Below are 15,028 nucleotides of genomic sequence, written 5' to 3'. Positions count from 1 at the left end.
CCGGCGCGGGATTACGCCTGGGCGTCGATGAAGGCGAAGATCTCCTCGTCGGAGGCCTCGTCGAGCACCGCGGTGGGGGAGTCCATCGGGACTCCGAGTCGGTTGAGGGCGTCCTGCAGGGCCACGACCATGCGGTCCCGCAGCGCGGGCGCGGACGAGCTGAGTTCGCCGGTGATCCGGGCGAGGGCTTCTTCCATGGTGGTCACGTCATCCTTCGGGGCCGGGACCAGCGCGATGGCCAGGTGCTCCGCCAGGGCGCCGATGGTCGGGTGATCGAAGACGAGCGTCGGGGCCAGGTCGAGACCGGAGTCCGTCTGGAGCCGATTGCGCAGTTCGACCGCCGTCAGCGAGTCGAATCCGAGGTCGATGAAGGGCAGGTCGGGGTCGAGCGCTTCGGGCGCTCCATGGGCCAGTACCGCGGCCACGTGGTGGCGTACGGCGGTGTCGACCGCGGACTTCGCGGCGTCACCGGTGAGTCCTTCGAGCTTCTTGGCCAGGCCGCCCGCGGCGTTGGCGCCGGACTGCCGGGCGCCGCCGCCTTCCGCGGTCCGCCGCCCCGCGCGGACCAGGCCGCGCAGGATCTGCGGAATCCGCTCGCCGCTGTCCTGCGCGCCGCGCAGGCCGCTCAGGCTCCAGCGGGAGGCCACGACCGCGGCCTCGACGTCGGGGTCGGTCAGCACCGTGTCCAGCAGCCCGAGGCCCTGCCGCTCGTCGAGCGGCGCGACCCCGATCCTGGCCAGCCGCGCCTCGTCGGCCGCGGTCAGCGTCGAGCCCATGCCCGCCGTCGACCACAGGCCCCAGGCCACCGAGACCGCGGGCAGACCCGCCGCCCTGCGGTGGACGGCCAGCGCGTCCAGGAAGGTGTTGGCGGCTCCGTACGTGGTCTGCCCGGCGTTGCCGAGCACGCCCGCGACGGAGGAGAACAGGACGAAGGCGGCCAGCGGCAGGTCCGCGGTCAGCTCGTGCAGCAGCCAGGCCGCGTCCGCCTTCGGCCGCAGCACGTCCGCCAGGCGCTGCGGCGACTGGCCCGCGAGCAGCCCGTCGTCCAGGACACCGGCCGCGTGCAGCACACCGGTCAGCGGGTGCTCCGGCGGCACCGAAACCAGCAGCGCGGACAGCTCGCCGCGGTCGGCGGCGTCGCACGCCTCGATCCGTACGGTGGCGCCGGGTCCGGCGGCCTCGGTCAGCTCGTCGGCCAGCTCCCGCGCCCCGGGGGCCGCGAGACCGCGCCGCGAGGTCAGCAACAGGTGCCGTACGCCGAAGCGTTCGACCAGCCGCCGGGCGACCAGCGCGCCGAGCGCCCCGGTGCCGCCGGTGACCAGGACCGTGCCGTCGCCGAAGGCCGGCTCGACGGCGGGTGCGGGCACCCGGCGGGCGACCCGCGGCAGCAGCGTACGGCCGTCCTCCAGCAGCACCTGCGGCTCGTCCGCCTCGGCCGCGGCGGCGAGCAGCGCCACCGCCCTGCCGGGACCCGCGAGGGCCGCGCTGATGCCGCCGCGGGCGCCCACCAGCAGGAATCGGCCGGGGTGTTCGGCCTGCGCCGCCCGCACCAGGCCCCAAACCCCTGCCGTGCGCAGCGAGTCGGGGTCGGTGGCGATCACCAGCCGGGAGGCGGCGAAGGCCGCGTCGTCGGCCCACCGCTGGAGCAGGCCGAGCACCTGGCCGGTCAACTCGCTGACGCTCTGCGGGAGTTCGGCGCCCTCGGCGGTGTCCAGTGCCTCGGTGTCGAGCAGGACGTAGTCGGGCCGGACGCCGGACGCGGCGAGCGCGTCGGGGCCGGTGTGGAAGGGGAGCGCGGCGACCGGGGTGCCGAGCGCGGCCCAACTGCCGGGGCTCACCGCGGGAAGCGTCGTCTCGGTCCACTCCAGGCCGTAGTAGCCCTCGGGCGAGGCCGCGCTTCCGGCGAGCGCCCGCATGGCCGCGGCCGGCACCGCCCTGACCCGCATGTCGCGGGCGTCCAGGACCAGTCCGCCGTTCTCGTCCGCCGCGGTCAGCGACAACTGGTCGGCGCCCTCGGTCACGATCCTGACCCGCAGGGCGGACGCGCCGACCGCGGTCAGCCGCACCCCGCGGAAGACGAACGGCAGCCGCAGCTCGTCCCCTTCGCCCTCGGCGGCGTACGGGTGGAAGGCCGAGTCGAGCAGCACCGGGTGAAGGCCGAAGCCGTCGTTCTCCGCGCCCTCGGGCACCTCGACCTCGGCGAACAGCTCACCGTCGGTGCGCCAGGCGCCGCGCAGCCCGCGGAAGGCCGGGCCGTAGCCGTAGCCGCGCTCCGTCAGCCGCTCGTAGACCGCGTCCAGGTCGACCGGTGCGGCCCCCTGCGGCGGCCACGTGGCGGCCCACGCGCAGCCGTCGGGCTCCGCGGGGCCCGCGGCCAGGCTGCCCGACGCGTGCCGGGTCCAGCTCTCCTCGCCGCCGCGCCGGGCGTGCACCCCGACGGAGCCGTCGCCGCCGATGGCGACCTGGAGGTCGAGCGACCCGGTCACCGGCAGCGGCATCGGCGCCTCGAACGTCAGCTCCTCGACCCGGTCGTAACCGGCCTGCGCCGCCGCCTCGACGACCATGTCGAGCAGGGCGGTGCCGGGCACGATCGCCGCGCCGCCCACGGAGTGGTCGGCCAGCCAGGGCAGGTCGTCCGCGGTCAGCCTGCCGGTGGCGACCAGTCCGCCGTCGGCGACGGCGACCGCCGCGCCCAGCAGCGGGTGCCGCAGCTCGGTCAGGCCGAGCGCGTCGGCGTCGCCGCGCGGCGGGGTCCGCAGCAGCCAGTAGCGCGTGTGGTCGAAGGCGTACGTGGGCAGTTCGACGGGCTGTCCGCCGGGCGCCGCGGCGCTCCAGTCGGCGGACGCGCCGGCCGCGTACGCCTCGGCGAGCGCGGTCAGCAGCCCCTCGGGCTCGGCCAGCGTGCGCCGGGACACGGCGGTCACGACGGCCTTGGCGTCCGGCAGGCAGGCGCGGACCATCCCGGAGAGCACCGGGCGCGGCCCGATCTCCAGATAGACGTCCGTGCCCGCCGCGTCCAGCCGCGCGGTCATGTCGGCGAAGCCCACGGCCTGGCGGACCTGGTCGGTCCAGTAGCCGGGGTCGGTCCAGCTCCGGTCGGCGCCGAGGTTGACGGCGCTGTCCAGCGTCGGCTGACGGAAGGTCAGCGCGGCCAGTTCGGCGCCGAAGGCGTCGAGCATCGGCTCCATCAGCGGCGAGTGGAAGGCGTGGCTGACGGTGAGGCGCTTGGTGCGGCGGCCCTGCTCCGCCCAGTGGGCGGCGACGGCGGCGCAGGTCTCCTCGTCACCGGAGACCACCACGTCCGCGGGGCTGTTGACGGCGGCGACCTGCGCCAGGCTCTCCTTGCCCGCCAGCGTGACGGCGACTTCCCGCGCCGTGGCGGAGATCGCGAACATCGCGCCGCCGGAGGGGAGTTGCTGCATCAGCCTGGCGCGGGCGGTGATCATCCGGGCCGCGTCGGCCAGGTCCCAGACACCGGCCACATGGGCGGCGGCGATCTCGCCGACGCTGTGCCCGGCGACCTTGTCGGGGACCAGACCGAGCGAGCCGAGCAGCCGGAAGGCGGCGACCTGGTAGGCGAAGAGCGCGGGCTGCGTGTAGTAGGTGCGGTCCAGCTCCGCGGCCTCGGGCGTGCCGGGCTCCGCCCACATCACCTCGCGCAGCGGCCGGTCGAGATGCGGGTCGAGCGCGTCGCACACCTCGTCCAGGGCGGCGGCGAAGACGGGGAAGGCGGCGTGCAGTTGACGCCCCATGCCGGGCTGCTGCCCGCCCTGTCCGGTGAACAGGAAGACGGTCCTGGCCGTACCGGACGCCACGCCGGTGGTCACCGGGGAGCCGTCCCTGCCCTGCGCGAAACCGTCGAGCCGGTCGAGGAGTTCGGCGCGGTCGCGGCCGACGACGACCGCGCGGTGGTCGAAGCGGGCGCGGGTGGCGGCCAGCGACCAGGCGATGTCCACCGGGCGCAGCGCCGGTTGAGCGGCGACGCGGCGGCCGAGCCGGTCGGCCTGGCCGCGCAGCGCGTCGGCGCTGCGGGCGCTGAGCACCCAGGCGAGCGGGGCCTTTCCGGTGTCGGACGCGATGTCGGAGCCGGTGTCGGACGCGGTGTCGGAGCCGGTGTCGGTCCCGGTCTTGGAACCCGTCCCGGTCTCCAACTCCGTTGCGGCGGGCGCCGGTCGCGGCTCCTCCAGGATCACGTGCGCGTTGGTGCCGCTGATCCCGAAGGACGAGACGGCGGCCCGGCGCGGCGCGTCCTCGCGCGACTCCCATGGCTCCTCTTCGGTCAACAGCCGTACGGTGCCCGCCGACCAGTCGACCCGCGAGGTCGGGGTGCCGATGTGCAGGGTGCGCGGCAGCTTGCCGTGCCGCATCGCCTGCATCATCTTGATCATTCCGGCGATGCCCGCGGCGGCCTGCGTGTGCCCGATGTTGGACTTGATCGTGCCGAGCAGCAACGGCCGCTCCGGCGTGTGGTCCTTGCCGTAGGCGGACAGGATCGCGTTGGCCTCGATCGGGTCGCCGAGCGGCGTGGCCGTGCCGTGCGCCTCGACCGCGTCGATGTCACGGGGCGTCAGGCGGGCGTCGGCCAGCGCCTGGGCGATCACCCGCTCCTGCGCCTTGCCGTTGGGCGCGGTCTGCCCGTTGCTCGCGCCGTCCTGGTTGACGGCCGTGCCGCGGATCACGCCGTAGATCGGCCGGCCGTTGCGCTGAGCGTCCGAGAGGCGCTCCAGCAGCAGGACACCGCAGCCCTCGCCCCACACCGTGCCGTCGGCGTCGGCGGAGAACGGCTTGCAGCGCCCGTCGGGGGCCAGACCGCGCTGCCGCGAGAACTCCGCGAACATGTCGGGCTCCGCCATGACGGTCACCCCGCCCGCCACCGCGAGCGTGCACTCGCCGCTGCGCAGGGAGCGTACGGCCTGGTGGACCGCGACCAGCGAGGACGAGCAGGCGGTGTCGAGGGTCACCGAGGGACCTTCGAGACCGAAGCTGTAGGAGACCCGGCCCGACAGCATGCTCGGGGTGCTGGCGACCAGGAGGGTGCCGTCGACGTCCTCGGGAACGGCGCCGAGGAAACGCGCCGAGTAGAACTCGTACATCATCCCGGCCCACACGCCCGTGCTGCTGCCGCGCAGCGTCGCCGGGTCGATGCCGGCCCGCTCGAAGGACTCCCAGGCCGCTTCGAGGAAGAGCCGGTGGTGCGGGTCGGTGCTCACCGCGTGCCGGGGGCTGATCCGGAAGAAGGGGGCGTCGAAGTCGCCCGCGTCGTGCACGAAGGCGCCCCGCCGGGTGTAACTGGTGCCGGGGGTGTCGGGGTCCGGGTCGTACAGCTTCTCCAGGTCCCAGCCGCGGTCGGTCGGGAACGGGCTGGTCGCGTCGGTGCCGGAGTCCACCAGCTCCCACAGGTCGTCAGGTGCCTCGACCCCGCCGGGGTAGCGGCAGCCGATGCCGACCACGGCCACCGCCTCGTGCTCGCGGTCATCGGCCTCGCTCAGCTTGCGCCGGGCGTCGGTCAGGTCGCCGACCACCTTCTTCAGATATTCGCGAAGCCGCTCTTCGCTCGTCATAGCCGTGTCCTCCAGTACGAAGTCGGGTTGCCGCGAATGTCAGAGTTGGTTGTCGATGAAGTCGAAGAGGTCCTCGTCCGAGACGGTTTCGAGGCCGCCGCCGGGCAGTGCCGGGCTCAGGAGCCGCCCCGGTCCCTCGCCGCCGTCGCGCAGCCGGCTCAGCGCCGCCTGGAGCAGCGCCTCGGTGCGGTCGCGCTCGTCGGGGTCGGCCGGGCCCTCGGCCGCGGCGCCGCCGTCGAGCAGCGCGGACAGCGCGTCGCCGAGGGTGCCCCACAGCCGGTCGCCCACCGGTACGGGCTCGGCCGGTGCGAAGTCCGCGGCGAGCCGGGCCGCCACGTCCGCGACGGTCGGGTGGTCGAAGGTCAGCGTCGCCGGGAGCGGCACGCCGGTCATCCGGCCCAGGCCCTCCTGGAGTTCCACCGCGGCCAGCGAGTCGAAGCCCAGCTCCGTGAAGGGCCGGTCGACCTCGATCCGGTCGGCCCTGTCGTGCCCGAGGACGAGCGCGGCGCGCTCCCTGACCAGGTCGAGCAGCACCGCGTGCGCCGCCTCCCGGTCGAGCCCCGCCAGCTTCCCGGCGAGTCCGCCCTGACCCGCGGCGGGCGCGGGCGCCGTCGCACCGGGCGCGGCGGGCCGGACGGAGGCCGTCCGGCGTGCCGGGCGCGGCGCCGGCACCAGGCCGCGCAACAGCGGCGGTACGGGTGACCCGCTGGAGGCCGCGCGGGCCCGCAGCCCGGTCAGGTCCCAACGGGCCGCCACCGTACGGCCGCCCGCCAGGTCGGCGGCCAGCGCCGCGTCGAAGAGCGCCAGACCCTCCTCCTGGCCGAGCGGCAGCGTGCCGATCCGTGCCAGCCGCGCCTGGTCCACCGCGCTCAGCGCCGTGGCCATCCCGGCCTCCGCGGACCACAGGCCCCACGCGACCGAGGTCGCGGGCAGCCCCGCCGCCCTGCGGTGGACGGCCAGCGCGTCCAGGAAGCCGTTGGCGGCGGCGTAACCCGCCTGCCCCGCGGTCCCGAGCACGCCCGCCACGGACGAGTACAGGACGAACGCCGCCAGCGGCAGGTCCGCCGTCGCCTCGTGCAACAGCCACGCCGCGTCCGCCTTGGGCCGCAGCACGTTCCCCAGCCGCTCACCGTCGAGCCGCGCGACCACGCCGTCGTCGAGCACGCCCGCGGTGTGCACCACCGCGGTCAGCGGCTTGTCGTCCGCGATCGAGTCCAGCACCGCGGTCAGCGCCGCCCGGTCCGCCACGTCGCACGCCGCGACCCGTACGGCCGCGCCGCGCGCTTCGAGCGCGGCGACCAGCTCGTCGGCCCCTTCGGCCGCCGGGCCGCGCCGCGAGACCAGGAGCAGGTCCCGCGCGCCGTGCCGTGCCACGAGGTGCGCGGCGAGGCGCGCGCCGAGTCCGCCGGTACCGCCGGTGATCAGGACCGTGCCGGTGCCGAGGGCGCTTCCGGGGTCCGGGGTGTCCACGGTCCGCGCGCCGTCGACCGGCTCGGTGCCGGTGCCGGTGCCGGTGCCGGTGCTGGTGTGGGTCTCGGTCTGGGTCTCGGTCTCGGTCTCGCGGAGGGTGAGCCGGGGGACCAGCAGGGCGCCGTCGCGGACGGCCGTCTGCGGCTCCGCCTGGTGCAACGCGGCTGCCAGCAGCGGCCATTCGTCCGGCGCCGTACCGCTCGCGTCGGCCAGGGCGAAGGCATCGGGGTGCTCGGTCTGGGCCGACCTGATCAGGCCCCAGAGCGGGCCGCCGGTCAGCGAGTCGGGGTCGGCGAGGAAGAGCAGCCGGGTGCCGGCCAGTTCGGGGTCGGCGACGCGTCGCCGTACGAGGTCGAGGGTGTCCGCGAGGACGCGGCGCACGGTCGAGGGGAGGCCGCCGGACGCTGCCGGTTCCTCGGATGTCGGGCCCTCGGGCGTCGGGCCCTCGGGCGTCGGGCCCTCGGGCGTCGGGTCCTCGGGTGCGGGGATGACCAGGACGGCCGGGGCGGCGCCCGTGCGGGGGGTGTCGATGTCGGCGAGTACCGAGGCGGGGCGGCCGGAGGAGCGCAGGGCCGCGGCCACGGGTTCGGCGGCGGCGGAGCCGAGCACCGCCCAGGGCGCTGAGTCCTCGGAGGACGGGGCCGGGGACGCGGCGGCCGGGACCCAGGCGATGTCGTACAGGCCGATGTCCTTGGGGGCCGAGGTCGCCGTGAGGCCGAAGCCCTCGGGGGCGTTGCGCATGCTCACCGTCACCTCGCCCACCGGGCGTCCCGCCGTGTCGCACAGGGACATCCGGGTGCCGTCGCCGGAGGCGTCGCTCGCGGTGAGCCGTACGCGCAGGGCGTCGGTTCCGGGCGCGGGGACGGTGACGGACGTGAAGGAGAAGGGGACAGGGCGGCCCGCCGACGAGGCGTTCCTGGCCTCCAGGACGAGGATGTGCAGGGCGGCGTCGAGCAGGGCCGGGTGCACGGCGAAGTCGGCCGCGGCGGACTGTACGTCCTCGGGCAGCCGGACCTCCGCGTAGAGGTCGTCGCCCGCACGCCAGGCGCCGGTGAGGCCCTGGAAGGCGGGGCCGTAGCCGTAACCCGCGGCGGCGAGCCGCCCGTACACGTCGGTGAGGTCGACCGTCTCGGCTCCGGCCGGCGGCCAGACCGCGGCCCAGCCGTCGTCGGGGGCGGCGTCCGCCGAGGCCGTCAGGTGGCCGGTGGCGTGCGCCGTCCACGGCGCGTCGGTGTCGTCGGCGGGCCTGGCGTGGACGGTCAGCGCGCGCCGCCCGTCCGCGTCCTCGCCGCCGACGGCGACCTGGACCTCGACCGCGCCCAGTGGCGGCAGGACCAGCGGGGTGAGCAGGGTGAGTCCGCCGACCGCCTCGGCCCCGGCCAACTCCGCCGCCTGGAGGGCGCATTCGACCAGCGCCGTACCGGGGACGACGGCGGTGCCGCCGATGGCGTGGTCGGCCAGCCACGGCGTGGAGCGCAGCGAGAGCCGTCCGCCGAGCAGGTGGCCGCCGTCGGCCGCGACGGTGGTCGCGCGGCGCAGCAGCGAGGTGCGGGCGGTCGAGCCCGCGTCGGGCCCCGCGTCGGTGAGCCAGAACCGGCGCCGGTCGAAGGCGTAGGTGGGCAGCTCGGTACGGGCACCGTCCGCCGCGGTGGCGGCCCAGTCGACGGTGGCTCCGGCGGCGAACGCCTCGGCCAGGCCCCGCAGGAGAGCGTCCTGTTCGTCCCGGCCGCGCCGGACCAGCGGTACGACGCTGCCGGGCCGCGCGGCCAGGCTCTCGCGGGCCATCGGGGTGAGCACCGCCTGCGGTCCGACCTCGAACAGCACGCCGGTACCGGCGGCGGCCAGCCGGTCCACGACCGGCGCGAAGAGCACCGTGTCCCGGATCTGGTCCACCCAGTAGGCGGGGTCGGTCCAGGAGCGGTCGGCGCCCAGGGCGGCCTCGTAGGGGAGTTGGGGTTCGGCGAGGGTGGTCGCGGCGATCTCCCGCCGGAAGGCGTCGAGCATCGGGTCCATCAGCGGCGAGTGGAAGGCGTGGCTGACGGTGAGCCGCTTGGTGCGGCGGCCCGCGTCGGCCCACTGCCGCGCGATGGCCTCGCAGGTCTGCTCCTCGCCGGAGATCACGCAGCTCAGCGGGCCGTTGACGGCGGCCAGGCCCACGGCCCGCGCCGCGTACCGCGGCTCCGCCAGCGTGCCGCGGATCTCCTCCTCGCTCGCGGCGACGGCGAACATCGCTCCGCCGCGCGGGAGTTCCTGCATCAGCCGGCCGCGCGCGGCCACCAGCCGTACGGCGTCGGCCGGTTGCCACACCCCGGCCGCGCAGGCCGCCGCGTACTCGCCGACCGAGTGCCCCGCCACGACGTCGGCCTCGACGCCGAGGGAGCGCAGCAGCCGCCACGCGGCCGTCTCGAAGGCGAAGAGCGCGGGCTGGGTGTAGCGGGTCTCGTCCAGCAGGACCGCGTCGGGTCCGTCGGGCTCGGCCCACAGCACCTCGCGCAGCGGGCGGTCGAGGTAGGGGTCGAAGGCCGCGCAGATCTCGTCGTACGCCGCCGCGAACACCGGGAAGGCGGCGTGCAGTTCGCGTCCCATGCCGAGCCGCTGGCCGCCCTGCCCGGTGAAGAGCAGCGCCGTCCGGGCGCGGCCCCTGGCCGTACCGGAGACGGTGCCGGGCCCGGCCGGGTCGCCGTCGGCGAGGGCGCGCAGCCCCGCGATCAGCTCGTCGGTCCCGGCGCCGAGGACGACGGCGCGCTGCTCGAAGACGGTACGGGCGGCCAGCGTGCGGGCGACGTCCTCGGGACGCCTGTCGGCGACGGCGCCGGTCAGCCGCTGGGCCTGGTGCCGCAGCGCCTCGGGGGTGCGGGCGGTGACCGGCCAGGCCAACAGGCGCTGAGCGAAAGTGTCCTGACGGTCCGTCCGCTCAGCGGGAAGGTCGGCCGCGGCCGGTTCCTCCACGACCACGTGGGCGTTGGTGCCGCTGATGCCGAAGGAGGAGACGGCGGCCCTGCGGACCCGCTCCCCGCGCGGCCAGGCCCGCTGCTCGGTGAGCAGCCTGATCCGTCCGGCGTCCCAGTCGGCGCGCGGCGTCGGCTCGTCGGCGTGGAGCGTGCGCGGCAGCGTCTCGTGGCGCAGCGCCTGCACCATCTTGATGACGCCCGCCACACCCGCGGCGGCCTGCGTGTGACCGATGTTGGCCTTCACCGAGCCGAGCCAGACCGGTCGCGCGGCGGCGGGGTCGCCGCCGCCCGGCGCGCTGCCGTAGGTGTCGATCAGCGCGTTGGCCTCGACGGGGTCGCCGAGGGAGGTGCCGGTGCCGTGCGCCTCGATGGCGTCGACGTCGTCGGCCGTGAGCCGCGCGTCGGCCAACGCCTGCCTTACGAGGGCGCGTTGGGCCTGACCGTCGGGCGCGGTGAGGCCGTTGCTCGCACCGTCCTGGTTGACGGCGGTGCCGCGGATGACGGCGAGCACCGGGTGGCCGTTGCGGCGGGCGTCGGAGAGTTTCTCCAGAAGCAGCACCCCCGCGCCCTCGGAGAAGGACGTGCCGTCCGCGTCGGCCGAGAACGCCTTGGCCCGGCCGTCCGCGGCGAGTCCGTGCTGCCTGCTGAACTCCACCAGATTGCCGGGCGTCGACATCACCGTCACGCCGCCCGCCAGCGCCATCGGGCACTCGCCGCCGCGCAGGGCGCGGACCGCCAGGTGCAGGGCGACCAGGGAGGACGAGCAGGCCGTGTCGACGGTCAGCGCGGGGCCGCGCAGGCCGAGGGTGTACGCGACCCGGCCGGAGATGACGCTGAGCGCCGTACCGGTGAGCAGGTGGCCGTCACCGCCGCCGTTCGGCCGGTGCAGCGGGGGGCCGTAGTCGGAGGCCATCGAGCCGAAGAAGACGCCGACCGGCTGCCCGGCGAGCGCGGCCGGGTCGATGCCCGCCCGCTCGACGGCCTCCCACGACGTCTCCAGCAGCAGCCGCTGCTGCGGGTCCATCGCGAGCGCCTCGCGGGGGCTGATGCCGAAGAAGGCGGCGTCGAACTCCGGTGCCTCGTGCAGGAATCCGCCGCCGACGGTGGTCAGGGCGCCGGGCCGGTCGGGGCCCGCGCCGAGCAGTGCGTCCAGGTCCCAGCCGCGGTCGGCGGGCAGCCCGGTGACCGCGTCGGTGCCGTCCGCGACGAGCTGCCACAGCTCCTCCGGGGTACTGACCCCGCCGGGGTAGCGGCAGCTCATGGCGACGACGGCGATCGGCTCGGGCGCGTCGGGGTCGACGCTGGAACCGGCGGACGTACCGGTGTCGGCGGCGGTGTCGGCGGAAGTGCCGTCGCTGGTCACGCTGTTGGGGGCGGGCCGCACGCCCGCGCCGTCCGCCTCGGGCGTCTGCGGCGTCAACTGCGCTGTCAGCTCCGCCAGTCGCTCGGCCAGCCGCTTCGGCGTCGGGAACTCGAAGAGCAGCGTCGTCGGCAGCTTCAGACCGGTGGCGTCCTTGAGCCGGTTGCGCAGCTCGACGGTGCCCTGCGAGTCCAGGCCGAGGTCCTTGAAGCTGCGGCGCGGGTCGATCGCGCTGCCGTCCGCGTGCCCGAGGACCGCGGCGGTGCTCGCGGAGACCAGATCGCGTACGGCCTCGGGAGTGCGGACCGCCACGGGCGCCGGGGCCGCGTCCGAGGGTCCCGCGGTGCCGGCGGCACCGGGACCGGCCGCCGCGCCGAGGATCGGCGCCCCGCCCAGCCAGTGCCGCTCGCGCTGGAAGGCGTACGTGGGCAGGTCCGTCGTACGGGCTCCCGGTACGGCCGCGACGGGCGCCCAGTCGACGTCGGCGCCGTGTACGTAGGCACCGGCGAGGGCGCGCAGCACCTGCGCGGGGCCGCCCTCCTCGCGGCGCAGGGTGGGCACGGAGGCGGCCTCGTGGCCCGCCTCCTCCGCGGTCTCCTCGATCGCGTGCCGCAGCACCGGGTGCGGGCTGCACTCGACGAACAGGCCGTTGCCGTCGGCGAGCGCGGAGCGGGTGGCGTCGGTGAAGCGGACGGCGTGGCGCAGATTGCGGTACCAGAAGTCGCCGTCGAGCTCCGAGGTGTCCTCGACCCGGCCGCCGGTCAGCGAGGAGTAGAAGGGGGTGTCGACGGCGACCGGCCGGACCGGTGCGAGCACGTCGAGCACCTGCTCGCGGATGACTTCCACGGCGGGGGAGTGCGAGGCGTAGTCGATCTTGAGGACCTTGGTGCGGAAGCCGTCGGCGTCGAAGCTCGCGGCCAGCTCGGTGAGCGTGTCCAGCGGTCCGGAGACGACCGCGGAGGTGGGGCTGTTGAGCACGCTGAGGGTCGCCGCCCCGTAGGCCGCCAGCCGTTCCTCGACCATGGCGAGCGGCGCGGACACCGACAGCATCCGGCCGCCGGTGACCTGGAGCAGCACCTGGCTGCGCAGGGCCACCACGCGGGCCCCGTCGTCCAGGGAGAGCGCGCCGATGACGGTCGCGGCGGCGATCTCGCCCTGGGAGTGGCCGATGACGAAGTCCGGTTCGACCCCGGCCGCGCGCCACACCTCGGCGAGCGAGACCATCACGGCCCACAGCGCGGGCTGCACCACGTCGAGCCGCTCGAAGCCGGGCGCGCCGGGCGCACCGCGCACCACGTCCACCAAGTCGTAGTCGGTGTACGGGGCCAGCGCGCGGGCGCACTCGGCGATCCGGTCGGCGAACGGGCCGTCGATCTCCAGCAGTTCGCGCGCCATGCCCCACCACTGGGAGCCCTGGCCCGGGAAGACGAATCCCACGCCGCCGGTCGCGGTGTGCCCGGTGACGACCTCGCTGTGGGGTCGGCCCGCCGCCAACTCGGCGAGCAGCGTGTCCAGTTCGGGGCGGCCCGCGCCGAGGACGACGGCGCGGTGGTCGAAGGCCGAGCGGGTGCGCAGCAGGGACAGCGCGACGTCCCGCGCCGGTACGTCGGGCCGCGTGGCGAGGTGGGCGGCGAGCCGGTCCGCCTGGGCGGTCAGGCCGCGCGGGGAGCGGGCCGACAGGAGCCAGGGGGTGGTCGGGGCCGCGTCGGCGTCGCAGTCGCGGCGGACCTCGGGGCTGTCGTCCGCGACGGTCTCGTCCGGCGCGGTCTCGTTCGGCACGGTCCGGGGCGCCGCAGTCCCGTTCGGCGCGGTCTCGGGCGCCGCCGCCAGGATCAGGTGGCAGTTGGTACCGCCCATACCGAAGGCGCTGACGCCCGCGGTCGGGCGGCTGTCGGGGGAGCCGGGCCACGGACGGGCGGCGGTGACCACCTCGATGCCCTGCTGCTCGGCCGCGATGGCCGGGTGGAGCGAGGTGAAGTTCAGGCTGGGCGGGAGCGTGCGGTGGCCGATGCTGAGCGCCACCTTCAGCAGACCGACGATGCCGGCCGCGCCCTCCAGGTGGCCGACGTTGGTCTTGGCCGAGCCGACCAGCAGCGGCGGGGCGCCGTGCGCCACCCGGGACTCGGTCTCCAGCGAGGCCCCGAGACCGGCCGCCTCGATCGGGTCGCCGACCGCCGTACCGGTGCCGTGCAGCTCCACGTAGGCGATCTCGGCGGGCGCGACTCCCGCGTCGCGGCAGGCCAGCCGGACGACCTCGCGCTGCGCCTCGGGGTCGGGAACGGTCAGGTGCTCTCCTGTGCCGCTGTTGACGGCGCCCCCGAGGATGACGCAGTGCACGGTGTCGCCGTCGGCGAGCGCGGCCGACAGCGGCTTGAGGAGCACCACACCGCCGCCCTCGCCGCGTACGTAACCGTTGGCCCGGCCGTCGAAGGTGTGGCAGCGGCCGTCGGGGGACAGGGCGCCGAAGCGCTCCAGGGCCCGGTCGCTCTCGCCGAGCAGATTCAGGTTCACCCCGCCCGCCAGCGCCGTCCGCGCGGTGCCGCGACGCAGCTCCTCGCAGGCCAGCCGCACGGCGACCAGGGCGGAGGACTGGCCGGAGTCGACGGTGAGGCTGGGGCCGCGCAGGCCGAGCAGGTGCGAGACCCGGTTGGCGATGATGCTGCGGTGGGTGCCGGTGACGCTGTGCCTGCTGATCCCCTGGCCGCCGAGCCGGTCGTGGACCAGCGCGTAGTCGCCGGTGATGGCGCCGATGAAGACTCCGGCCGCCGTGCCGTGCAGGGTCGAGGGGACGATCCGGGCGTGCTCGATCGCCTCCCACGCCAGCTCCAGGACGAGCCGCTGCTGCGGGTCCATCGCCGCGGCCTCGGCCGGGGAGAGGCCGAAGAAGGCGGCGTCGAAACGGTCCACGTCGGCGATGTATCCGCCGCGCCTGGCCCGGCCGGTGCCGTCCGCGGCACCGGCCGCCGTCGATCCCGCCGTACCGTCCGTCTGGCGCCGGTCCGCCGGGGCCTCGCCGACCGCTTCGCGGCCTTCGCTCAGCAGCCGCCAGAACTCCTCGGGGCTCTTCGCGCCGGGCAGCCGGCAGGACATGCCGATGACGGCGACCGGCTCCGCGGCCGTGAACCGTTCAGTCAGAGCGGACATGACCCACCTTTCGAGGATTGGCTGTTCCAGAACGCATCGCCCGGCATCGCACGCACTGCGGCGCATTGCCGTGAATTTCTTCTTCGTGTTTCTCTTCGCGGGCCCTGACGGTTCGGTAAACGCATTCCGCTGCTCAGGACCGGGAAATACGACCGGGGCGGCCGGCGTGGTCTTCACCGGTGGCCCCGGCTGTTCCGGGCATGGCAGAAGCGTGGACTCCACGGCCCTGGCGGGTCAAGGAAGTTCGCTCCGAACGCGGTGGCAGGGAATACCGCGAACTTGATGCCAACGCGCGCGTATGGACAAGGAGAAGCGACCCATGAATAAGTGTGTGATGCGGCGAAAGGGCCGCCGGAAAACCGTCAGGAGCGATGTGCGGGAGGAGGTGAAGCAAATGCGCAAGGTGGTCTGTACGCGGGTGGTCTGCACCCGGGTCGTCTGCACGGCCGTGAGCCACGCGCGCGGCACCGTCTGTCGCTGAGCCGTCGCGTTCCACGCGCCGCGCGGCTCGTCACCTTCCTCCCCGCGCCGACGGGCGCGGG

1 protein-coding gene and 1 pseudogene are annotated in these 15,028 nt (G+C 75.5%); both read right to left on the bottom strand.

Annotation, left to right across the window (positions count from 1 at the left end; genetic code table 11):
- Window positions 1–11: 11 nt before the first annotated feature.
- Window positions 12–5,522, bottom strand: a pseudogene (locus ACZ4EF_RS09230) (type I polyketide synthase); the annotation flags it as partial.
- A gap of 78 nt (window positions 5,523–5,600) precedes the next feature.
- Window positions 5,601–14,486 carry a type I polyketide synthase gene (locus ACZ4EF_RS09225; protein ID WP_467503619.1) on the bottom strand — a complete coding sequence of 2,962 codons (8,886 nt, stop codon included), beginning with the start codon at window positions 14,484–14,486 and terminating at the stop codon, window positions 5,601–5,603.
- Window positions 14,487–15,028 lie beyond the last annotated feature (542 nt).

The organism is Streptomyces sp. NPDC025721, assembly GCF_055558595.1.
Note: the sequence above shows the minus strand (reverse complement) of the source record. Positions and strands in the feature narration are given on the sequence as shown.